Genomic DNA, 19866 nt, shown 5'->3' on the forward strand with positions numbered 1-19866 from the left:
GTCATGGCCCAGGCAACCAGGAAGAGGCCCGTTGCAAAGACAGAAGATGCGGCTGTCTCGGCCCGCATCGATGCGCAATCCCATTTCCGCACGCTGCGCCTCGGCACACCGTTCCAGCCGCGCCTCGACGCACTGGCCAAAACCCAGGACTGGTACAATTGGGCCGGCTATCGCGCGCCGCATTCGCTGTGGGACGAGGAACTCGAATACTTTGCCATCCGCAGCCAGGCGGCTTTGTTCGACATCTCGCCGATGACCAAATACCGGATCGAAGGGCCGGATGCCGAAGCCTTCCTCGACCGCGTCACCTTGCGCGACGTCACCAGGCTCAGGCCGGGCCGCGTCCACTACACGGCGTGGTGCGACGACGAGGGCTTCGTCCTCGACGACGGCACGCTGTTCCGGTTGTCGCCGACGCGGTTCCGGCTGTGCTCGCAGGAGCGGCATCTGCCCTGGCTGCTCGACAGCGCCATTGGCTTCGATGTCATGGTCGAAGAAGAGACCGAGGCGGTCGCTGGCCTCGCGCTGCAAGGGCCAACCTCCTTCGCCGTGCTGCGCGAGGCCGGCTTTGCCGGTGTCGAAAAACTCAAGGTCTTCGACCTTGCGGATTTCCCGCACGACGACGCAACCGTCACCATCTCGCGCACCGGCTTCACCGGCGATCTCGGCTACGAACTGTTCGTTTCGGCCGACAAGGCGCTGAGCCTTTGGGACCGGCTGATGACCGCGGGCGAGCTGCGCGGTATCAGGGCCATCGGCTACACCGCGCTCAACCGCGCGCGGCTCGAGGCCGGGCTGATCGTGGCCAATGCCGACTTCACCACCGCCGAGCACGCCATCCGCGCCGATCGCTTGCGCAGGCCCGACGAGATCGGTCTCGGCTTCATGATCGATCCGCAGAAAGCCCATTTCAACGGCCGCCGCGCCATCTTCGAGGCGCGCGCCAAACGCAAGCTGCGCCATGTGCTGGTCGGGCTGGAGATCGAGGGCAACATCCCGGCCGAACACGCCATCGTCTATCACAAGAAGAGCCAGGAGGTTGGCCTGGTCAGCGCCGCCATGTGGTCGCCGATGGCCAAGCGCAACATCGCCATCGCCTCGCTGGCGCGGCCCTATGGTGATACTGTCGTCGAAGACCTCTGGGTCGAGATCTACGCCATGCGAGAGCTGCAATATCAGAAGCTGATGAAACGGGCCAAGGTGGTGGCGCGGCCCTTCATCAAGCTCGACCGCCGCACCGCCAATCCGCCGGCGGATTTCTGATTATGGCCGACGAAGCAGAGCTGGAGGCGGCCGAGCAGTGGGAGCTGGTCAACACGCCGCTCGGCGAAAAATGGTCCGGCCGCACACGCTATGCCGCCGCCATGTTCTTCTACAAGCGCGGCGAGATGAGCGCCGAGACGCTCGAGGTCTACCGCATCTGCGCGCGGCTCGATTCGGAGAACCCGCTGCCGATCATCAGCGACCGAGGCGTCGGCAAGGATTGGCTCAAAAGGATCGGCTTCGAGTAGCGCCTGCGCGCTACCCAATGGTTCTTTCGAGCATGCTCAGCCAGTTGCGGTAAGCAATCTTCTCGATCAGGGCACGGCCAAAACCACGCGCCGCCAAGGCATCGATCAGCTTCGGCAGGCCGGCGACGTCGCCGATGACGGCCGGGATCATCGCCCCGTCGAAATCGGAGCCGAGGCCGACGCCGTCCTCGCCCAGCGCCTGCAGCAGGGAATCGACATGACGCACCATGATGTCGAGGCTGGTGTCGGCATTCATGCGGCCGTCCTCGCGCAGGAAGCCGGTGGCGAAGTTCAGCCCGACCATGCCGCCGGACTCGCGTATGGCGCCGAGCTGCCAGTCGGTGAGATTGCGCGAATGGGTGCAGAGCGCATGCACGTTGGAGTGGGTGGCGACCAGCGGCGCGTCGCTGAGACCGGCGACATCGCGAAAACCCTGCTCGTTGAGATGCGAAAGATCGATCATGATCTTCAGTTCGTTGCAGGCCTTGACCAGCGCCTTGCCGGCGTCGGTCAGCCCCGGGCCGGTATCTGGCGAGGACGGAAAGCGGAACGGCACGCCGTGGCCAAAGGCATTCGGCCGGCTCCAGACGATGCCGAGCGAGCGCAGGCCGGCGGCGTGCAACACGTCGAGCATGGTCAGTTCCGGATCGATCGCCTCGACGCCCTCGATGTGGAACACCGCGGCGATCGTGCCTTTGGCCATGGCGTTGCGCACATCGCCAGCAGTGCGGCAGACGGCCAGCGCCCCGGCCCGTTCCAGCCGAAACAGGATCGAGGCCATCGCGATCGTCGAGTTGAGCGCATCGGCGCGCGGCACCTCCGGCGGCAGCGGCTCGCTGTCGCTCGGCGCCAGGGGTACGGCGCTGCGCCTGGCTTTTTCGACCGGCGGCGGAAAGATCGCGAACATGCCGCCGGCGAAGCCGCCAGCCTTAGCGCGCGGCAGGTCGATATGGCCGCCCGACTTGCCTTCAACGAACAGTTTTTCGACGTCCCTGTCCTTCGATTGATACAGCCTGAGCAGCGTATCGTTGTGGCCGTCGAAGACGGGGACGAGGTCGGTTTCGGTCATCGGGGGATCATTCAGTTCGTTTGTCGGCACGGCGAGACATCATATCTAGGCAAGATATCTGGTCGCGGCAAATGACAAAGCCAACCGGCAGCGGGGACTGCCATTTTATCCCCTCGCGGCCTATCGATGACGTGCCTGCGCTTCCTAGAGCAATTCCAGGAAAAGTGTGAGCGGTTTTCCCGGGAAAAGCGCGTAGCGCTTTCCCTAGGGAATTGCGTCAAAACAAAGAGTTAGAGTGGTTCGCCGTTTCCATGAAACGGTGAAACGCTCTAGTGCTTCAGCACGTCGGCCCATTCCGCGTGGCGGCGGAACTGGGCGTTGGCGAACGGGCAAAGCGGGATGATCTTCTTGCCCGCCGCGCGCGCATCCTCAACGGCGCGGGTGACGAGCCTAAGCCCGGCACCCTGGCCGCGAAACGCGTCCGGCACCTCGGTGTGGTCGATGATGATCTGGTGTTCACCGATCTTGGTGAAGGTCATCTCGGCCTCGGCGCCTCCAGGACCACGCAGCACATAGCGCCCCTTGGAGCCGTGGTCTTCCAGTTCGATTTCAGGCAGTTGGTCGGGCATGTCTAAACTCCTTGAGCGACACCGGCAAAGAGCCGCCGGGCCGCTTCGATTTCATTTGGCCGCACCTCGTGCCCGCCTTCGTGCCATTCCACTGTGACATCGGCACCGTCGGCACGCAAATAGGCCTCGAGCCGCGTCGTCAGGTTCGGCGGGCAGATCGGATCGCGCTTGCCGGCGGTCAGCAGCATGTGACGGCCGGCGAGGCTGCCCTGGACCTGCGGTTCGAACGGGATCAGCGGATGCATCAGCACCGTGGCGTCGAACAGCTCGGGCTCGGCGAACACCACGGACGCCAATATGTTGGCGCCGTTGGAATAGCCGAGGCCAAGCACTATCGAGGGCCTCGCAGCCTCGACATGCGCCTTGACGAAGGCGGCCATCTTGTCGGTTGCCCGCGCCAGGTCGTCCATGTCGTAGACGCCTTCGCCGGTGCGGCGAAAGAAGCGCGCCGCGCCATATTCGGACACATCGCCGCGCGGCGAGATGATGGTGGCCTGGGGCACGAGATCGCGCCCCGGCGACAGAAGCTGGCTCTCGTCACCGCCGGTGCCGTGAAAGACGAAAAGCATGGGGCCGCCCGGCGAACCGGGCAGCACCTTATGGATGTAAGCGTCCTTGCTCATGGCTCAGCCTTCCAGCTTCTGCAGATGCTGTTCGAGATAGGGCCGCAAATGCTGGTGCTGCGTCGGCAGCTTCAGCGCTTCGCCCAGATGTGCGGTGTCCTCATCCCTGTCGAAGCCCGGCTCGTTGGTGGCGACTTCGAACAGAACGCCGCCCGGCGTGCGGAAATAGATCGCCCAGAAATAATCTCGGTCGATCACCGGCGTCACCCCGTAGCCCGTATCCATCAACGCCTTGCGCACTTCGAGCTGCTTGGCGCGGTTCTCGACGGCGAAGGCGACGTGATGCACCGAGCCGGCGCCAAGGTCGGCGAAGGCCGCGGTCGGCAGCGATTCGATGTCGACGACATCGGCGCCGTTGCCGTTCTTCACGGCAAGCCGTCTGACATTGCCTGATTTGTCGACTTCCTCGTAGCCCATGAATTTCAACAGCTCCTCGGTGGCGCCGCCATCCTTCAGCCTAAGCGAAACCGAGTGGAAGCCGCGGATCGCCTCATCGGTCGCAATGCCGCCTTTGTTCCACGGCGCCCTGCTGTCGGCCTTGTCCTCGACAAGCGCGAAACCGTCGCCATCGGGGCCGGCAAATCTGAGCCGCTTCTCACCAAAACTCTCCTCGCGGGAAACACCGTTCACGCCTTGGTCGGCGAAGCGTTTTTCCCAATAGGCGAGCGTGCCTTCCGGGACGGAGTAGACCGTGGTGCCGACTTCGCCGACGCCGGGACGGCCCTTGCCGATGTTGGGAAACGGAAAATAGGTCATAACCGAACCGGGCGTGCCAACCTCGTCGCCATAATAAAGATGGTAGACGTCGGGCGCGTCGAAATTGACCGTCTTCTTGACGCGGCGCAGGCCGAGCTTGTGGGTGAAGAAATCATTGTTCTGCCGGGCATCCCTCGCCATCGAGGTGACGTGATGCAGGCCCTTGATCTGGTCGAGCATTGTCTTGCTCCTTCCCTTGTTGTTTGTGCGGCCCTCGCCGCTGTCCACGCCAATATGAGGACACCACCGCTTGCGGCAAAGGCGGCAAACACAGAATGGACTGTGCTGTAAAAGTGAACAGTCGAAAGAGCCTTGTTCACCAAACGGCTAACACGGGCGGTCTTGCGCCCTTCCCGGAAATCGGTTCCATGAATGGCATTCGACCATGCAGCGAAAGGTATCGCGAGTGACAGGAAAAGCCAGGCGCCCGAACGTTCTCCTGATCACTTGCGACCAATGGCGCGGTGATTGCCTGTCGGCCGCCGGCCATCCCGTGGTGAGGACGCCGAATGCCGACGCGCTGGCCGCCGAGGGCGTGCTGTTCAAGCAGCACTTTGGCGGCGCGGCCCCTTGCTCGCCGGCGCGTGCCTGCCTTTACACCGGCCTCTACCAGATGAACAACCGCGTCTGCCGCAACGGCTCACCGCTGGACGCCCGTCATGGCAACATCGCGCAGCACGCGCGCAGCGTCGGCTACGATCCGACGCTGTTCGGCTATACCGACGTGTCGCTCGACCCGCGCCTGCTGAGTTCAGGTGATCCAAGGCTGAGAAGCTATGAAGGCGTGCTGCCGGGATTCACGGTACGACAGCTGCTGCCCGAGCATCAGAAGCAGTGGCTCTCCTGGCTGAAGCAGCAGGGTATTGATGCCAGTGCCGGATCTCCTGACATCCATCGTCCTGCAGGCGAGGAAGACGATGACACCGTGACCGAGGCGCCGCCAATCTATTCGAAGGACCATACGCCGACGGCCTTCCTTGCCGGTGAGTTCATCCGCTGGCTCGGCGAGCAGGAACAGGCCACGCCCTGGTTCGCGCATCTGTCCTTCATCAGTCCGCACCCGCCCTTCATCGTGCCGGAGCCCTACAACACGCTATACGATCCGGCCGACGGCCCGGCCTTTCACCGGGCGGAAAGCTGGCGGGCCGAAGCGCAGGGCCATCCCTATCTCGCTTATGATCTCAGCCGGCGGTATCGCGCGAATTTCCGCCCCGGCGCCGCTGGCAAGGTGCACGACTGGAGCGAGGATGATTTCCGCCGTATCCGGGCGATTTATTACGGCATGATCTCGGAGGTCGATACTCAGCTTGGCCTGATATGGCAAGCGCTCAAGCTTTCAGGCGCGTGGGACGACACCATCATTGTGCTGACCTCGGACCACGCCGAGATGATGGGTGACCATTACGCGCTGGGCAAGGGCGGCTACTTCGACGGCAGCTACCACATCCCGCTGATCATTCGCGACCCGCGGCATCGCAAGGCGGCCGGCAGCACGGTCGATCGCTTCACCGAAGCGGTAGACATCTTGCCCACGCTTATAGACCTGCTTGGCGAGCCCCCCGAACAGCATCTCGACGGATGCTCGCTGAAACCATTCCTGAGCGGCGGAAGCCCCGCCACCTGGCGTGACTCCGCGCATTGGGAGTTCGATTTCCGCTCGATCGCGGACGGCGACGCCGAAGCGCATTTCGGCATTGCCTCGCGCCAGTGCAACCTGGCGGTCATCCGCACCAAAAAATTCAAATACGTGCATTTTGGCGGCGGCTTGCCACCCCTGCTTTTCAACGTCGAGGCAGACCCTGGCGAACTGACCAACCTCGCCACCAGCCCTGCGCATCTGTCCACCCGCCTGCAATTCGCCGAGCGGCTTCTCGCCTGGCGGGCCGAGCATCTCGACCAGTCGCTGGCGCTGGCGGAGCTGACGGAAAATGGCGTGGTGGGACATGTCAGCAAGGGATTAGGCAGTAGGGAATAGGGCTTGCCTACTGCCCTACTGCCCTACTGCCCTACTGCCCTACTGCCCTACTGCCCTACTGCCCTACTTCACAATCAGGCGCTGCTGGTCACGCTTCTCGGCATAGCTGCCCTTGTCATAGGCAGGCTGCGCCTCGAGCTGTTCCTTGGTGAAGGTGGTGTAGAGATACTTCTTGCCGTTCTTGTCGGTCATGAACTTCAGATTATCCAGGCCGACCGCAACCTCCTTCTCACCGATGCCGAGGAAGCCGCCGACATTGACGATCACCGCATCCGTCTTCTTATCGGGCGTCAGCACAACATCGCCGATCTCGCCGACCTTGGCGTCATTGGCGCCATAGACCGTCGCGCCCTTCAGATCTTCACCTCTGATTTCGCCAATCGGCATCTCGGTCAGCGTCGACTTGTCGATGGCTGCGGTCTGTGTCTGGTCAGGTGCGCTGGCATCAGGGGCTGTAGCCGCCGGTGCTTCGGCCGTCTTGTCCGCAGTCGCGGCGGCAGGAGCCGTGGTCGCGGCTGGAGCTGTTGCCGCCGGCTCATTGGATGCCGTGGTTGCCGGCACCGGATCATAGGCCTTGCGGTTGAAATCCGGCTGCGCCTGCAGCTCTTCCTTGGTGGTCTGCGCCACCAGCCAGCGGTCGCCGTTCTTCTCCGCCCACTGGGCCTTGTTGAAATCATAGGTGACGTTCTTGGCGCCGAGGCCGAGGAAGCCGCCGACGCCGATCACCAGCGAATCGGCCTTGCCATCCTTGGACAGCACGATGTCGTTTACGCTGCCGATGTTCTGCGCGTCGTCGCCGGTGCCGTTGTAGACAGTCTCACCAATGATGTTGGTGGCGAGGTTGCCGTCGGCGCGCTTCATCGGCTCGGCCGGAGCGGCTGCAGGAGCCTGTGCGGTATCCGTCGTCGCAGGCGCTTTCGGTGCTGCCGCGTCGGTGGAAGTGGCAGGAGCCGGCGCAGGCCCGTAGGGCTTGCTGTCGAACTCCGGATGCGCCGTCAGTTCGTCCTTGCTTGTCTGGGCCACCAGCCAACGGTCGCCGTTCTTTTCGGCCCATTGCAGCTTGTCGTAGTCGAAGGCGACATTCTTCGCCCCGACGCCCAGAAAGCCTCCGACGCCGATGACGACGGATTTGGCCATGCCGTCCTTGTCGAAGACGACATCAGTGACCTTGCCGATGTTCTCGGCATCATCGCCGGTACCGTTGTAGACGGATTCGCCGATGATGTTGGTGACGATGCTGCCTTCAGCGCGCGGCACCGGAGCGGCCGCGGCCGGCTCCTGAACGGCAGGTGGGTTGGCTGGAGCAGGGGTCGTGCCGCTTTGCGCGAGCGCGCCCGTCGCGATCAACGTTGCGAGTGCGGTCGTGGCTAAAAGGGTGCGTATCATGGTAGTCTCTCCTGGTGCGTGATTTCATGCACGCCGCGCCCGATTGAACCGTCGCTGGGAAGATCGGGCGTGGCATCTCCACGGGTTCACAACGTCGTGACCATGCCGTTGTTCCGACAAAACTGGCGTGGATTTCGCACAGGAAAAACACGCAGCAGTTGCGCGGGCGCTGATGAACACGCGCTGAATTGCGCCGTTTCGAACGGAACCTTTCCTGCATCGCCACGTTTCAGCCTGCGGCTGGGTTCGTCCTGGCCCGTTTAGGACTGACATAACGGAGCGGGGCATGAAATTTGCAGCGGTGCTGAACCGGGATGGCGGCACCTTGCGCACCACCGACCTCGCCGCCTTCTCCGACAGGATGCGCCAGACGCTGGAAACGGCAGGCCATTCGCTGAGTATCGAAGTGGTTGCCGGCAAGGACGTCGTGGAGAGCCTCGACAGCGCCGCCTCGCGCCGCGCCGTCGATGTCGTGCTGGCGGGTGGCGGTGACGGAACCATTTCAGCGGCGGCCGCGAGACTGATGGGCAAGAAAAAGGCGCTTGCCATCTTGCCGGCCGGCACCATGAACTTGTTCGCGCGTGGCCTCGGCATTCCGCAGTCGCTCGATGCCGCGCTGAAATCCTTCGCCGACGGTGAGATCATCGCCGTCGACATGGCCACCGCCAATGGCCGTCCCTTCGTTCATCAATTCTCGATCGGCATGCATGCGAAGATGGTGCAACTGCGTCAGGGAATGGAATTCGGCTCGCGCCTGGGCAAGATCGGCGCTTCGGCCAAGGCGGCATGGGCGACAATCAAGAACCCGCCGGCGATGAACGTCACGCTCGCTATCGGCAAGGCCGAGATGACGGCGCGCATCTCAGGCATCGGCGTCACCAACAATCTGTTCGGTGAAGGCCATCTGCCCTATGCGGACAATCCTTCGGGCGGCGTGCTCGGCATCTACGTCACGGTGGCGCAACAGCGCGCCGAACTGATGAAATTCCTATTCAACGTGGCGCGCGGCAAATGGCGCGACAACGAACATGTCGAGATTCACCAGGCTGACCGCACCGTCCTGAAAATCCATTCCGGCAGCAGAAAGTTCCGCGCCGTCATGGATGGCGAACTGGTCAGGCTCGAGCGTGAGACGACGATCGAAATCCAGCCCGGCGCGCTGAATGTCCTGGTGCCGGCCAGCATCGCCGAGGCAAAGGCCGCCTGATGCAATCTCCAACCATGACGGCCGAAAATCTAGCCGCCCGGCGCGCTTCCTTGCTGCGTCGCCGGTGTCTTGACCACCTCACCATAGATTTCGGCGATGCCCCAGGCCGCAAAGGCCAGAAGCAGCCCGGCGATCAAGATGCGCAGGCCATGCCAGCCCCACCGCCCCTGCCGCGCTTTGTCCTCGGGAATGATCTTGGTCATGGCCGGTCCCTGTTTCGTTTTGCGCCCGTCGGCGCACTCGGCAAATCACGGTCGGGTAACGGTTCCTCGCTAGGATGGTTCCGGGAGGCAAGCTTGTCACGGGCCGGTGCGTCGGCAGGACGGCGAAGACCGGCATGGGCATTTGGGGTTTGGGGTGGATAACAAGGTAGAAATACGAGCGAGCCTGCCGGCCGAGGTGGCGCTGGCGGTCAATGCCGAAGACCGGCTGGCCGTGCTGCACGGGCTGGAGATGCTCGATACGGCGGCTGACCCGGATTTCGACCGCATCACCAGCCTTGCCGCGGCCGTGATGCAGGCGCCCACCGCCCTTGTCACACTCGTCGACATCGAGCGGCAATGGTTCAAGTCGTGTTTTGGCCTCGACGAGACCGAAACCGCGACCGGCATCTCTTTCTGCGCCCATGCCATCGCCGCCGGCGACGAGCCCATGGTGGTGACGGACGCAACGACGGACCCGCGCTTCAGAACCAACCCGCTGGTCACCGGCAAACATCATGTGCGCTTTTATGCCGGCGCGCCGATGGTGGTGGCAGGCGCCAGGATCGGCACGCTGTGCGTGCTCGACCGCAAACCGCACGCCTATCCTTCCGGGGCCAAGCTCGACCAGTTGAAGACGCTGGCCGGCCTCGCCGCCAGCCTGTTCACCTTGAAGGACGCCACCCGCAGCGGCGCCATTGCCGAAGCGGCCCTGGCGCGCGAGGAAAAGCGGCGCGCCATCGCGCTCGACGCGGCTTCGCTCGCCAGCTGGGCATGGGACATCCGCACCGACATGATCGAATGCGATGTCCGGCTATCGGAACTGTTCAACCTGCCGCGCTCCACCCGGCTGCGAGCGCGCGACATCCTGACCGCCATCGACCCGCGCGATGTCTACCAGACCGAAACCCGCTTTCGCGATGCCCTGTCCGGCAGCGACGACTATTTCGGCGAATACCGGGTGAAGGGCTTTCATCCGCCGCGCTGGGTGGCCACGCGCGGCCGCGTCATCGAGCGCGACGGCGATGGCAAGCCGACGCTGATCTTCGGCGTCAACTACGACATCTCCGAACGCAAGCTCGGCGAGGAGCGGCAGCGGCTTCTGCTGCGCGAGCTTAACCATCGCGTCAAGAACACGCTGGCGACCGTCCAGGCGCTGGCGACGCAGACCGTGCGTCATGCCCGCCAGCCCAGCGAATTCCTCGATGCCTTCGGCGCCCGGCTTCAGGCGCTGGGCATCGCCCACAACCTTTTGTCCGACCGCGAGTGGCGCGGCATCGGCATCCGCGAACTCGTCCAGATCGAGATCAGGCCGTTCGACACCGCCGACCAGCCGCGTATCACGGTCTCCGGCGCCGATCTCTTGCTGTCGCCGGACCAGGCCGTCGGGCTCGGGCTTATCCTGCACGAACTGGCCAACAACGCGCTGCAACATGGATCGCTGTCGATTGCATCGGGCAAGGTCGATCTCGGCTGGAAGACACAAGGCAGGAAGGGCAACCGCCGCCTGGTGCTGACTTGGCGCGAAAGCGGCGGCCCTGCAGTCGCCCCGCCGGAGCGCCACGGCTTCGGCTCGATCCTCATCCGCCGCAGCCTGGCCAAGGTCATTTCAAGCGAAGTGACCCATGAATTCCGGCCGGAAGGCGTGTTCGCCGAAATATCGATGCCGCTGGAAGATCTGTCCAAGTGACGGATCTTTGATCCCAGGCCGGGGCGTTATTTCCCCTCCCCATCATCCGGATCGTCGGGCTTCACGTTCTCGCGGTAGATGGCATAGGCGGCGAGCGCCAGGGCCGGCCCTAGAATGACACCGAGGCCACCTTTTCCCTTGAGCAAGGTCGGCAGCACGGCGAGGGCGGCCGTGATGCCGATCGCCTTCATGTCGGCACTGCGCCGCCTTGCCTCGCGGCGGGCACGGGCGCCCGACATCAAACGATGGACCAGGAGAACGAGCCCGGCGATCACCAGAAAACCGACACCGAAGCCAAGCGCGGCGGCGAACGATCCATAGCGGACGGCGGCCCAGATATAGCCTGCCCCGACCAGGAAGCCGAGACCGCACAATGCCGCCAAAGCGGCAATCGCATAGACGATGGCCGCCGTACGTGCGCGACGTATGGCGGCCACGGTTTCACCCGAGGCGAAACCCGAGAGCAGGGATGCCAACAGTCCCATTTGGGGAACTAGCGACGTGCGAGCAGCGCGAAGAGGAAGCCGACGCCGGCGGCGATCGCCAGCGACGTCACCGGCTTCTCGCGGACATTTGCCAGCAACTGCGCCTCGATGTCCTTGGCACTGCCGCGCAGGCTGTCGAAGGCCGCTTCGCCCTGCGCGCGCAATTGCTCAACGCCCTCGGTGGCCGCGCGGGCGGGCAGTGCCATAGCCGTGTTCGCCGGTTTTGGCCAACTGCTTGGTGAGCTTGTCGATATCCGCCTTCAACTGCCTGATGTCGGCTTCGAGGTCCGAATTCGCCCGCGCCTCGTTGGCGCTCTTTCCTGCGGCGGTTGCCATTGCTTAACTCCTTGTGATTGCTCGATTTCAAACGCGCCTTGCGCCTCAAGGTTCCGGCATTGGGACAAACTAGAGCAACTCTAGGAAAAGTGTGAAACGGTTTTCCGTCCGGAGTTGCGTCAAAACATAGAGATAGAGCAGTTCGCTATTTCCGTGAAACAGTGAACTGCTCTAGCCGAAAACGTGCGCATGCGCACCAATCGCCAATCCATGGCCAGAAACGCGTCTCAGATCAGCGGGCGACGCCCCTCGCCCAGCCCTTCCCAGCCGGCGAGTTGCTTGAGCCCTTCCGCATCGACCACCTCGCAACCACCATCGCGCCAGAGAATCAGCTTGCGATCCATCAGCTTGCGGATCGTCTTGTTGGTGTGAACCAGCGAAAGGCCGAGCGTGTCGGCGATATGTTGTTGCGTGATCGGAATTTGGATGGATTGCTTGCCGTTCAGCCCCACGACCTTGGCACGGCTGCCGATGAAGGCAATTAGATAGGCGGCGCGCTCGATCGCGCTGCGGCGGCCGACACTGAGCAGGTTCTCGTCCAGCATGCGTTCCTCGCGTGACGCGATCCAGGTGATGTCGTAGGCGAGACCAGGATGGTTGCGGTAGAGTTCATGCAGACTGTCGCGCTCGAAGACGCAAAGCAGCATTGGCGACAGGGCCTCGACGGAATGCTGCATTTCCCCCATGACGCTGCCTTGCAGGCCGATGAGATCGCCGGGCATGAGATAGTTGAGGATCTGCCGGCGACCGTCCGGCAACAGCTTGTAACGGAACGCCCAGCCGGTCAGTACCGTGTAGAGATGAGCGCTGTGGCTTCCTTCCACGATGACCGTGGCGCCCTTGTCGACCGCCAGTTCCCCTTTCTTGAAGGTACTGATGAAGGCCAACTCCTGCTTTTCGAACTCGCGGAAAACCGGCAATGGCCGCAAAGGGCACTTCTCGCAAGGATATTGTCGACTGGATAGGGAGCGCCCATTTTGGCCTGGCATTTCGACCCCTCTTCGAAAGCCTGCCGGTCAGCAGGTATGTCTAAAACGTTTTGCCAGGATCGGAGTTCCGCGCTAGGGCCATGTCTTTTTTAAATGACAGCGCGCCGAATTGCGATCATGACTCCCGGCGTTTCAAGGAGCCACTACCGTGCCCAATTTGCTTGACGGATTGCGAATTCTCGTCCTCGAGGACGAATTCCTCATCGCCATGGATGTCGAGCAGCTCTGCCGCGACCACGGCGCCGGCGAGGTGGTGGTTGCCCGCGACCTGGCCGAGATCGATGGCCGAAAGGTGGCAACGCAATTCGACGCGGCCATCGTCGATCTGATGCTGGGCGGCACCTCGACGCTCGAATTCGCCGCCGGCCTGCGTGAGACAGGCGTGCCTTTCGTGTTTGCCTCCGGCTATTCCGATGCGGACGAGATCAAGGCATCCTTTCCAGGGGTGAAGCTCGTCACCAAGCCTTATTCGGGCGAAGATCTCGTCGAAGCGGTGGCGCTGGCCTATGGACGCGGATCTCCGGGGTGAGATCGATCCGGGTCCGCTACCCGGATCTCACGTCAATGCGCCGCAGTCCCCGTGACCTGGGCCGAGATCGCATCGGGACCGTATTCGTCCTCGCCGGAAATCTTGAGAATCTCCTGCAGGCGCGTGCGCGCCCTGCTGACGCGGCTCTTGATCGTTCCGACCGCGCAACCGCAGATTTCAGCGGCCTCCTCATAAGAAAAGCCCGATGCGCCGATGAGGATGATGGCCTCGCGCTGATCTTCCGGCAACTGCTCGAGAGCGCCACGAAAGTCCTTGAGATCGAGTTGGCCGTGCTGGGCCGGATGCACCGCGAGCCTGGCCGTCATGATGCCGTCGCTGTCCTGCACTTCGCGGCCGCGTTTGCGCATTTGCGAATAGAATTCATTGCGCAGGATGGTGAAAAGCCATGCCTTGAGGTTGGTGCCGGGCTGGAAGCTCTCATGCTTGTCCCAGGCCTTGACCAGCGTTTCCTGAACGAGGTCGTCGGCCTTGTCGGCATTCTGCGTCAACGACACGGCAAAGGCCCGCAAGCTCGGGATTGCCCCAAGCAGATCGGTCTTGAAACCTTGGGAGACCGCTGGCATGGCTCAGTCCTTCTTCTGTGCGGGTTCGGCCTGTTCCAGCTGGCTGAGCAGCTGGGCAAAGCGATCCGGCACATCGTCAGAGACCAGCTCGTCATAATATTGTTTGAGTTTGCGCCCGATTTCGGAGTTGGCCCCGAGCGGGTCACCGACGCCGTTCCGGCGCCTGCCCTCGGCGCCAGCCAAAATATCTTTCGTCATATCCTTCATTTCGCCCTTATATTCCCAGCACTAGGCCGCTCATACTCAACTCGACACAAGGCAAGCGGCTCCCTCGTCTGGTTGCCCATCCCGACCGCAAAACGCCGTTATCGGCTTTTCGTTCCATATCGGCCGGAACTTTTTGAGAAAACCCGCGTTGTATTAGCGGGGCTTGCAATCAGCTTGACCTGCAATCCGGGCAATCGCGTCATACTGAGGGAGACGTCTTATCATGAGTTTATCCGCTACCATCGCACCGCACCTGCCGTTCCTGCGCCGCTTCTCGCGCGCCGTCTCGGGATCGCAAGAGAGCGGCGACGCGCTGGTCGCTGCGATGCTTGAGGCCATCATCGCCGATGTCGACATCTTCCCCGATGCATCGAGCGACCGTATCGCTCTGTACAAGGTCTTCGCCAAACTTTTCACGTCCGTCGCCATCCGCGTGCCGCAGGAGCAGGCCCAATCGGCGTGGGAACAGCGCGCCGCCGCCAATCTCAACGCCATCGCGCCCCTTCCGCGCCAGGCCTTCCTGCTGGTTGCCGTCGAGGGTTTCAGCGAGGACGAGGCAGCCGAGATCCTCGACGTCGGCGACCAGCAATTCTCCGAGCTGCTTGCCCAGGCAAGCAACGAGATTTCCCGCCAGGTGGCGACCGATGTGCTCATCATCGAGGACGAACCGCTGATCGCCATGGACATAGAGGAGATGGTCGAGAGCCTCGGCCATCGTGTCGTTGGAACCGCGCGCACGCACGCCGAAGCGGTGACGATGTTCGGCAAGACGCGGCCGAAGATGGTGCTGGCCGACATCCAGCTCGCCGACGGCAGTTCGGGCATCGAGGCGGTCAACGAGATCCTTTCGTCAACCTCTGTGCCGGTGATCTTCATCACTGCCTTTCCCGAACGCCTCCTGACCGGCGAACGCCCCGAACCGGCCTTCCTGGTGACCAAGCCGTTCAATCCCGACATGGTCAAGGCACTGATCAGCCAGGCGCTGTTCTTCGATCGTCAGGCGAAGGCCGCCGCATAAGTCGCTGCTTTCCAGCCGGGAAAGCCAAACCCAAAGGCCGCCCGATGCGAATGCGTCGGGCGGTTTTTTTGCCAAACCGGACCCATCCGTCGCGAATTTCGAGGCGCTTTGCCTCGAGCAGTTCACCGTGTCAGGGAAACGTCGAGCTGCTCTAAGTTGTTGTTTTGACGCAATTCCCAAGGGAACGCGCTACGCGCTTTCCCGGGAAAATCGTTCACACTTTTCCTGGAGTTGCTCTAACGGTTTGCAAGCATCGCCTTTTTCGGCAAAGGGTGGAACAAACCGCACCCACCCACGTTTTCCCTGCAGCATTCGGAAGGAGATGAACCATGCTTTACTGGGCGCTCGTATTTCTCGTTGTGGCGATTATCGCCGGCGCGCTTGGTTTCGGCGGCATCGCCGGTACATCCGCCGGCATAGCGCAGATATTGTTCTTCATCTTTCTCGCCTTCCTGGTCATTTCGCTCCTGGCCGGCCTGTTTAGACGGGCGTGAGGCGAACGCTTCTCCGAGCGAACACTGGAAGCCGCACCCCTCAAACGGTTTCCAGCCACCGCCGGGCGGTATCCTTCAAAGGAGACCGTCCGGCGGACCGTTTTTGGGGGGATGGCTCCTCGGAAACTTCATTTGGGAACCCATTTCATAGTGAGCCGTTCAGCGTGAGTTGGGTGGACAGATCGACCGATGCGTTCCAGGACTGCAGATAAGACGGAAGGCGCACGGAGCGACGAAGTCATTGCCATGCATCCGGCCGAAAGTGGCATGCAGCTTGGCCGGGCTCTTCTTCACGCACTGCACAATGCCGGCATTTCCGTCCTCTATCAGGATCGCGACATGAAAACCGTCTGGGCCCGCAACATGCGCGCGCCCTGGATTTCAGACAACTCCGACGGCAATGGCATCCTGCCGATGGCGCAGGCCGACCGCATCAGCACCGCCAAGCGCGAAGTGGTCGCCACCGGCAACCCGGAGCGCCTTGAGATCAGTGTTCCTGTCGAAAACGGCGTACGCTGGTTCCAGGTCTGGGTCGATGCCGACCGCGGCGACGCCGGCGACGTGCAAGGTGTCGTCACCACCATGGTCGAGACGACCGAGCAGAAGCGGCGCGAACAGACGCTGACGACGCTGCTGCGCGAGGTCAGCCACCGCTCGAAGAATCTGCTGGCGATCATCCAGAGCATCGCGACGCAGACCGGTCGCTATTCCGACGGCATCGGCGACTTCCTCACGCGCTTTCGCGGCCGGCTGCAGTCGCTCTCCTCCTCCCAGGATCTGGTGACATCTTCCAACTGGCGAGGTGCGGCGCTTCATGAATTGGTGACGAGCCAGGTCGGCCGCTATGGGACGAACACATCGCACAGCCTTCGCCTCCGGGGCGCCAACCCCTATCTCAATCCCAATGCCGCGCTGCATATCGGCCTGGCGATGCATGAGCTCGCCGTCAACTCGGTCAGCTACGGCGCCCTGTCCCGGCCGGATGGATTCGTCGAAGTGACCGCCAATCTCGACATCATCGCCCCTGGCGAGGTCACACTCTCGCTGACATGGGCCGAAGCGATAGGAACCAATGGCGGCCGAGGGAGCCAAAAGCGTTTCGGCAGCGTCGCGCTGGAGCGGGTGGTGCCGGCATCCCTGAGCGGAACCGCAAGCCTCGACATCGCGGACGGCCGCCTTGAATACCGTCTTGTCGTCCCACACAGCAATTTCGAGACGCAGTGAACGACTAGAGCGTGATGTCTGGACAAAGGGAGACCGTTTGCCCAGAGATCTTGCGCCATCTCTTTGATTTAGAGGCGGATTCAGATTTCAGGTCGATCCGACCAGAAATCATCCGGCTCTGGCCGCAATCAACGATCCTTAACCGGCTGTTCACCATAGGGGCGGATGCTGTCTTTCCCAGATGCCGCTGCAATCCGCTGGGTTGCGGCACGGTGTGGGAGGAATGCTTGGCGGTCGCCGACATGAACAGACTGAACAGGCTGCCCGTGTTTCGATGGGCGAATTCCAGGATCACGAAGCATCCGCGGAACCGCTTAGCTCGCCGCATCACACATTGCTGTGGGGCATCGTCCTGGCGGCGGCCTCGACAATTCTCCTGATCGCTATGTTCCAGCTGACCTGACCGAATCCCCTGCTGGCAACAGTGCGCGCTGTTAACCGGTTCAGCGCCGGCATTATTCGCATGTCACCCCGACCGCTCAGGAACTTTTGGCCGATACGGGCCGTTGTTGAGGCGAGAGGACATGTCGCCATGGAACACATCGCTGCATTGTTGCTTGTCATAGGCTGCAGCAATTCGATGACCGATTGTCGTGAGCTGCAGGTGCCGGTGAGCATTTTCGAAACCGCCGACGAATGCACCGCCGAACGCCCGTTTGCCATGGGCGACGTGCAGGGGCAGGCGCAGCACATCGTCGCCAGATGTCTCGCTGTCGATCCAGCACTTGAGGATGACTACGACCAGGTCGTCTGGAAGGTGCTTCCCGACGGCAGCCTCGACGCCTCTCTTGCCATTTCCAGCCTTGTCATGGCATCGAATGCGGCGCGCCCAGAAAAAGACTATCTTAGCCAAGAATAAATTCGCGCAGCAAAGGCCGTCATTTCATGCTAAATGGCTGCTGGAGCTTACCAAAGTGTGGACACAAAGTGAGGAGTGACTCTATGCGGAAGATGATTATTGCCATGGTTGCGGTTGCCGCTCTCAGCGGCTGCACCTCGACCGAGCAGGACGTGGTTGGCGGCGGCTTGATTGGCGCCGGTATCGGCGGTCTGGTCGGCGGCGGCAAGGGCGCGCTGATCGGTGCGGCTGTCGGTGCCGGTTCCGGCCTGCTGGTGCGCAACCTGCGCAATGGTTACTGCCAGTATCGCGATCATCGCGGCCGGATCTACACGGCCCGCTGCAACTGATTCGGCGATAGTCGAAACTTCGATCCGGAGGCCGGTTCGCCGGCCTCCGGATTTTGCACGTATGGGCGTGCCATTTGCTGTCGGCCTGAATATTCGTCTCAGCCTGTCAGCGGAATTTTGATTTCCACCTTCAGACCGTCGGCCTGAAAATCGCGCTTGATCGTGCCGCGCAGTTCACGCGTGACGTTGAGGTCGATCAGCTTGGTGCCGAATCCGGTCTCGGCCGGCGCCTCGACTTTTTTCTTCCCGGCCTCCCGCCAGTTCAGCGCCAGTGTCCGCTCCCGCCCGCGCCCTTCCACCGACCACTCGACTTTGAGCGCCCAGTCGCTCCTGAGCGAATTGGCGGAATTGCCGGCTTCGCCATATTTGAGCGCATTGGTCGCCAACTCATGGAAGGTCAGGCCAAGCGCCTGCGTCGTGGTCTCGTCGAGCAGCACCTCCGGCCCCGACAACAACCCCTCGGGGAGGTCCTTGCCGAACACCTGGCCAAGCTCGATGCGCAGGAGGTCTGCGAGATCGGCCTTCTGCCAGCGCGAGCGCGTCAGCATGTCCTGGGAGGCTGCCATCGCCTGCAGCCTGGCCGAAAAAGACGCCGAAAACTCGTTGACGTCGGTCGCCCGCGACGCCGTCTGCCGCGCGATCGCCAGCACCCGGGTGATCGAATTCTTGATGCGATGCTTCATCTCCTGCAGCATCAGGTCCTTTTCGAGCAGGCTCTTTTCGGTCGTCTCGTGCAGGCGCGAGGCCGCCTCATAGGCGCGCTCCTGATAGCGCGCCACCAGCGCGATGGCGCCCGCCGCGAGCAGGCCGAACAGCCCCAGCATCACAGGGATGGCGCGCGACGACGGCTGCGAGAAGGCGCTGGTCGGCCGAAACAGCACCGTCCACGGGCGGCCGGCTACCGTGAGCTTGCGGGTGACCAGCAGCCGGTCGCCAAAGGCGGAGGCCGGCGGGGTCTCCGACCGGAACAAGAGATTGTCGCCGCTCACCGCGCCGTCATAGATCTCGGTGTTGACCGGCAGCAGCGGCGCGCGACTGAGCGCGATCTGGAAAAGATCCCGCGCCCGGAAGGCCGCATAGAGAAAGCCCGCGGTCGAGGATCGCGATGCGTTGATGACCTCTGGCGCGGTTTCGACGTTGAGCCGCACGAAAACCAGGAAGCCGGGGAAGGTCTGTGTCGCGCCTGTGCCCTGGCCCAGTTGCACCAGCCCGCTCGCGTGCTGCTTGTCGTCGGCCATCGCCTGCTCGATCGCCGCGCGCCGCACTCGTTCGCTGAACATGTCGTAGCCGATGCCCGTCTGGTTGGACGGATCCAGCGGCTCGAAGAGCATGATGGGCGTGCGCCAGGGCCGCGTCGTCTCCGGATAGATCGGATGGCTGGCGCCGAAATCGTGCAGGATGTCGCGTTCGGCCGCCGCCTCGTCACCCGTCTTGACGAGCCTGAGGAATCCGATGCCCCGCAGGCCGGCGAAATTGTTGTCGATGTCCAGCGCGTTGAAAAACGCCTTGAACTCGCTGTGGGAGATATCTCCATTGCGGGCGTCGAACAGGGCCTGTGTCGACCGCAGCAGCGACAAATGCAGATCGATACGGCTCTCGATCCGGTTGAGCGCGTCGTCGGCCGCCGCTTCGAACTTGATGCGGGAGGCTTCCTGCGTCGCGAAATAGGCGAACCCCGCCATGGTCATGCTGATCAGCGCTACGGCGATGAACGCAACGATTGGAAAAAGTTTCTTCAACGGATGATGCGGTCCATGAGCAATACCGGACCTTTATGGGCAAGTCGTCAGGCCAACACAATGGCAAGGCCAAGCCATCGCGATCAC

Annotated in this window: 23 protein-coding genes and 1 pseudogene; 11 read left to right on the forward strand and 13 right to left on the reverse strand. The window is 62.6% G+C overall.

Annotation, left to right across the window (positions count from 1 at the left end; translation table 11 throughout):
• The first annotated feature begins 3 nt into the window (after positions 1-3).
• Both ACVILI_RS01075 and ACVILI_RS01080 read left to right on the forward strand, forming a co-directional pair.
• Positions 4-1263, forward strand: a complete 1260-nt coding sequence (locus tag ACVILI_RS01075; RefSeq protein WP_038650078.1) for an aminomethyltransferase family protein — start codon at positions 4-6, stop codon at positions 1261-1263.
• A gap of 2 nt (positions 1264-1265) precedes the next feature.
• Positions 1266-1511: a hypothetical protein gene (locus ACVILI_RS01080; RefSeq protein ID WP_019861576.1), complete on the forward strand. Its 246-nt coding sequence runs from the start codon at positions 1266-1268 to the stop codon at positions 1509-1511.
• A gap of 10 nt (positions 1512-1521) precedes the next feature.
• Here the strand turns inward: ACVILI_RS01080 and ACVILI_RS01085 are convergent, their stop codons facing one another.
• The 4 genes from ACVILI_RS01085 to ACVILI_RS01100 form a co-directional block, all read right to left on the reverse strand.
• A complete protein-coding gene (locus tag ACVILI_RS01085) occupies positions 1522-2580 on the reverse strand; it encodes a dipeptidase (protein WP_019861577.1) in 1059 nt (352 codons plus the stop codon).
• Positions 2581-2849: 269 nt separating this feature from the next.
• Positions 2850-3149, reverse strand: a complete 300-nt coding sequence (locus tag ACVILI_RS01090; protein ID WP_019861578.1) for a GNAT family N-acetyltransferase — start codon at positions 3147-3149, stop codon at positions 2850-2852.
• A gap of 2 nt (positions 3150-3151) precedes the next feature.
• Positions 3152-3772, reverse strand: a complete 621-nt coding sequence (locus tag ACVILI_RS01095) for an alpha/beta hydrolase (RefSeq protein ID WP_038650081.1) — start codon at positions 3770-3772, stop codon at positions 3152-3154.
• A gap of 3 nt (positions 3773-3775) precedes the next feature.
• Complete coding sequence (locus ACVILI_RS01100) at positions 3776-4708, reverse strand: VOC family protein (RefSeq protein WP_038653450.1); 933 nt, start codon at positions 4706-4708, stop codon at positions 3776-3778.
• A 205-nt stretch (positions 4709-4913) separates the two neighbouring features.
• Between ACVILI_RS01100 and ACVILI_RS01105 the strand changes: the two genes are divergently transcribed.
• Complete coding sequence (locus ACVILI_RS01105; RefSeq protein WP_038650084.1) at positions 4914-6503, forward strand: alkaline phosphatase family protein; 1590 nt, start codon at positions 4914-4916, stop codon at positions 6501-6503.
• A 63-nt stretch (positions 6504-6566) separates the two neighbouring features.
• Here the strand turns inward: ACVILI_RS01105 and ACVILI_RS01110 are convergent, their stop codons facing one another.
• A complete protein-coding gene (locus ACVILI_RS01110; RefSeq protein WP_038650086.1) occupies positions 6567-7889 on the reverse strand; it encodes a PRC-barrel domain-containing protein in 1323 nt (440 codons plus the stop codon).
• A gap of 286 nt (positions 7890-8175) precedes the next feature.
• On the opposite strand from ACVILI_RS01110, the gene ACVILI_RS01115 reads away from it, so the two are divergent.
• Positions 8176-9096, forward strand: coding sequence for a diacylglycerol/lipid kinase family protein (locus ACVILI_RS01115; RefSeq protein WP_027047468.1), 921 nt, complete (start codon positions 8176-8178; stop codon positions 9094-9096).
• 29 nt (positions 9097-9125) lie between these two features.
• Here the strand turns inward: ACVILI_RS01115 and ACVILI_RS01120 are convergent, their stop codons facing one another.
• Complete coding sequence (locus ACVILI_RS01120; protein WP_081295889.1) at positions 9126-9299, reverse strand: hypothetical protein; 174 nt, start codon at positions 9297-9299, stop codon at positions 9126-9128.
• A gap of 154 nt (positions 9300-9453) precedes the next feature.
• On the opposite strand from ACVILI_RS01120, the gene ACVILI_RS01125 reads away from it, so the two are divergent.
• On the forward strand, positions 9454-10986 hold the full coding sequence (locus ACVILI_RS01125; protein WP_038650088.1) for a sensor histidine kinase: 1533 nt from the start codon (positions 9454-9456) through the stop codon (positions 10984-10986).
• 26 nt (positions 10987-11012) lie between these two features.
• On the opposite strand, the gene ACVILI_RS01130 is transcribed toward ACVILI_RS01125, so the two are convergent.
• From ACVILI_RS01130 to ACVILI_RS01140, 3 genes and pseudogenes are all read right to left on the reverse strand, one after another.
• Complete coding sequence (locus ACVILI_RS01130; protein WP_019861588.1) at positions 11013-11471, reverse strand: hypothetical protein; 459 nt, start codon at positions 11469-11471, stop codon at positions 11013-11015.
• An 8-nt stretch (positions 11472-11479) separates the two neighbouring features.
• A pseudogene (locus ACVILI_RS01135) lies at positions 11480-11807 on the reverse strand (DUF883 family protein).
• Between the two features lie 227 nt (positions 11808-12034).
• Entirely contained in the window at positions 12035-12796 is a 762-nt protein-coding gene (locus ACVILI_RS01140; RefSeq protein ID WP_038650091.1) for a Crp/Fnr family transcriptional regulator, read from the reverse strand.
• A 208-nt stretch (positions 12797-13004) separates the two neighbouring features.
• Here ACVILI_RS01140 and ACVILI_RS01145 point away from each other — a divergent pair, with 208 nt between their 5' ends.
• A complete protein-coding gene (locus tag ACVILI_RS01145; RefSeq protein WP_051112925.1) occupies positions 13005-13325 on the forward strand; it encodes a response regulator in 321 nt (106 codons plus the stop codon).
• Between the two features lie 32 nt (positions 13326-13357).
• Here the strand turns inward: ACVILI_RS01145 and ACVILI_RS01150 are convergent, their stop codons facing one another.
• The gene (locus ACVILI_RS01150; RefSeq protein WP_019861593.1) at positions 13358-13909 is read right to left on the reverse strand and encodes a sigma-70 family RNA polymerase sigma factor; all 552 of its coding nucleotides are present in this window, start codon (positions 13907-13909) and stop codon (positions 13358-13360) included.
• 3 nt (positions 13910-13912) lie between these two features.
• The gene (locus ACVILI_RS01155) at positions 13913-14116 is read right to left on the reverse strand and encodes a NepR family anti-sigma factor (RefSeq protein WP_019861594.1); all 204 of its coding nucleotides are present in this window, start codon (positions 14114-14116) and stop codon (positions 13913-13915) included.
• A gap of 223 nt (positions 14117-14339) precedes the next feature.
• Between ACVILI_RS01155 and ACVILI_RS01160 the strand changes: the two genes are divergently transcribed.
• From ACVILI_RS01160 to ACVILI_RS01170, 3 genes are all read left to right on the forward strand, one after another.
• Positions 14340-15134: a response regulator gene (locus ACVILI_RS01160; RefSeq protein ID WP_010911885.1), complete on the forward strand. Its 795-nt coding sequence runs from the start codon at positions 14340-14342 to the stop codon at positions 15132-15134.
• 329 nt (positions 15135-15463) lie between these two features.
• A complete protein-coding gene (locus tag ACVILI_RS01165) occupies positions 15464-15628 on the forward strand; it encodes a DUF1328 domain-containing protein (protein WP_010911886.1) in 165 nt (54 codons plus the stop codon).
• 189 nt (positions 15629-15817) lie between these two features.
• Positions 15818-16852 carry a sensor histidine kinase gene (locus ACVILI_RS01170; RefSeq protein ID WP_038650096.1) on the forward strand — a complete coding sequence of 345 codons (1035 nt, stop codon included), beginning with the start codon at positions 15818-15820 and terminating at the stop codon, positions 16850-16852.
• 4 nt (positions 16853-16856) lie between these two features.
• On the opposite strand, the gene ACVILI_RS01175 is transcribed toward ACVILI_RS01170, so the two are convergent.
• Positions 16857-17147 (reverse strand): hypothetical protein, encoded by a 291-nt coding sequence (locus tag ACVILI_RS01175; protein ID WP_457102286.1) that lies wholly within the window; start codon positions 17145-17147, stop codon positions 16857-16859.
• Between the two features lie 237 nt (positions 17148-17384).
• Between ACVILI_RS01175 and ACVILI_RS01180 the strand changes: the two genes are divergently transcribed.
• Both ACVILI_RS01180 and ACVILI_RS01185 read left to right on the forward strand, forming a co-directional pair.
• The gene (locus tag ACVILI_RS01180) at positions 17385-17711 is read left to right on the forward strand and encodes a hypothetical protein (RefSeq protein ID WP_027047471.1); all 327 of its coding nucleotides are present in this window, start codon (positions 17385-17387) and stop codon (positions 17709-17711) included.
• 83 nt (positions 17712-17794) lie between these two features.
• Positions 17795-18040 (forward strand): YMGG-like glycine zipper-containing protein, encoded by a 246-nt coding sequence (locus ACVILI_RS01185; protein WP_019861598.1) that lies wholly within the window; start codon positions 17795-17797, stop codon positions 18038-18040.
• 98 nt (positions 18041-18138) lie between these two features.
• On the opposite strand, the gene ACVILI_RS01190 is transcribed toward ACVILI_RS01185, so the two are convergent.
• Positions 18139-19779 carry a CHASE domain-containing protein gene (locus ACVILI_RS01190; protein ID WP_038650101.1) on the reverse strand — a complete coding sequence of 547 codons (1641 nt, stop codon included), beginning with the start codon at positions 19777-19779 and terminating at the stop codon, positions 18139-18141.
• Between the last annotated feature and the right edge of the window lie 87 nt (positions 19780-19866).

The sequence above is a fragment of the Mesorhizobium sp. USDA 4775 genome, assembly GCF_054062655.1.

What these genes read in the sequence shown, in the direction of transcription:
- ACVILI_RS01155 (WP_019861594.1), bottom strand. Translation starts at nt 14,116, where the DNA reads ATGAAGGATATGACGAAAGATATTTTGGCTGGCGCCGAGGGCAGGCGC.
- ACVILI_RS01105 (WP_038650084.1), top strand. Translation starts at nt 4,914, where the DNA reads ATGCAGCGAAAGGTATCGCGAGTGACAGGAAAAGCCAGGCGCCCGAAC.
- ACVILI_RS01090 (WP_019861578.1), bottom strand. Translation starts at nt 3,149, where the DNA reads ATGCCCGACCAACTGCCTGAAATCGAACTGGAAGACCACGGCTCCAAG.
- ACVILI_RS01095 (WP_038650081.1), bottom strand. Translation starts at nt 3,772, where the DNA reads ATGAGCAAGGACGCTTACATCCATAAGGTGCTGCCCGGTTCGCCGGGC.
- ACVILI_RS01115 (WP_027047468.1), top strand. Translation starts at nt 8,176, where the DNA reads ATGAAATTTGCAGCGGTGCTGAACCGGGATGGCGGCACCTTGCGCACC.
- ACVILI_RS01110 (WP_038650086.1), bottom strand. Translation starts at nt 7,889, where the DNA reads ATGATACGCACCCTTTTAGCCACGACCGCACTCGCAACGTTGATCGCG.
- ACVILI_RS01075 (WP_038650078.1), top strand. Translation starts at nt 4, where the DNA reads ATGGCCCAGGCAACCAGGAAGAGGCCCGTTGCAAAGACAGAAGATGCG.
- ACVILI_RS01140 (WP_038650091.1), bottom strand. Translation starts at nt 12,796, where the DNA reads ATGCCAGGCCAAAATGGGCGCTCCCTATCCAGTCGACAATATCCTTGC.
- ACVILI_RS01145 (WP_051112925.1), top strand. Translation starts at nt 13,005, where the DNA reads ATGGATGTCGAGCAGCTCTGCCGCGACCACGGCGCCGGCGAGGTGGTG.
- ACVILI_RS01130 (WP_019861588.1), bottom strand. Translation starts at nt 11,471, where the DNA reads ATGGGACTGTTGGCATCCCTGCTCTCGGGTTTCGCCTCGGGTGAAACC.
- ACVILI_RS01170 (WP_038650096.1), top strand. Translation starts at nt 15,818, where the DNA reads ATGCGTTCCAGGACTGCAGATAAGACGGAAGGCGCACGGAGCGACGAA.
- ACVILI_RS01185 (WP_019861598.1), top strand. Translation starts at nt 17,795, where the DNA reads ATGCGGAAGATGATTATTGCCATGGTTGCGGTTGCCGCTCTCAGCGGC.
- ACVILI_RS01150 (WP_019861593.1), bottom strand. Translation starts at nt 13,909, where the DNA reads ATGCCAGCGGTCTCCCAAGGTTTCAAGACCGATCTGCTTGGGGCAATC.
- ACVILI_RS01080 (WP_019861576.1), top strand. Translation starts at nt 1,266, where the DNA reads ATGGCCGACGAAGCAGAGCTGGAGGCGGCCGAGCAGTGGGAGCTGGTC.
- ACVILI_RS01180 (WP_027047471.1), top strand. Translation starts at nt 17,385, where the DNA reads ATGGAACACATCGCTGCATTGTTGCTTGTCATAGGCTGCAGCAATTCG.
- ACVILI_RS01160 (WP_010911885.1), top strand. Translation starts at nt 14,340, where the DNA reads ATGAGTTTATCCGCTACCATCGCACCGCACCTGCCGTTCCTGCGCCGC.
- ACVILI_RS01100 (WP_038653450.1), bottom strand. Translation starts at nt 4,708, where the DNA reads ATGCTCGACCAGATCAAGGGCCTGCATCACGTCACCTCGATGGCGAGG.
- ACVILI_RS01085 (WP_019861577.1), bottom strand. Translation starts at nt 2,580, where the DNA reads ATGACCGAAACCGACCTCGTCCCCGTCTTCGACGGCCACAACGATACG.
- ACVILI_RS01120 (WP_081295889.1), bottom strand. Translation starts at nt 9,299, where the DNA reads ATGACCAAGATCATTCCCGAGGACAAAGCGCGGCAGGGGCGGTGGGGC.
- ACVILI_RS01165 (WP_010911886.1), top strand. Translation starts at nt 15,464, where the DNA reads ATGCTTTACTGGGCGCTCGTATTTCTCGTTGTGGCGATTATCGCCGGC.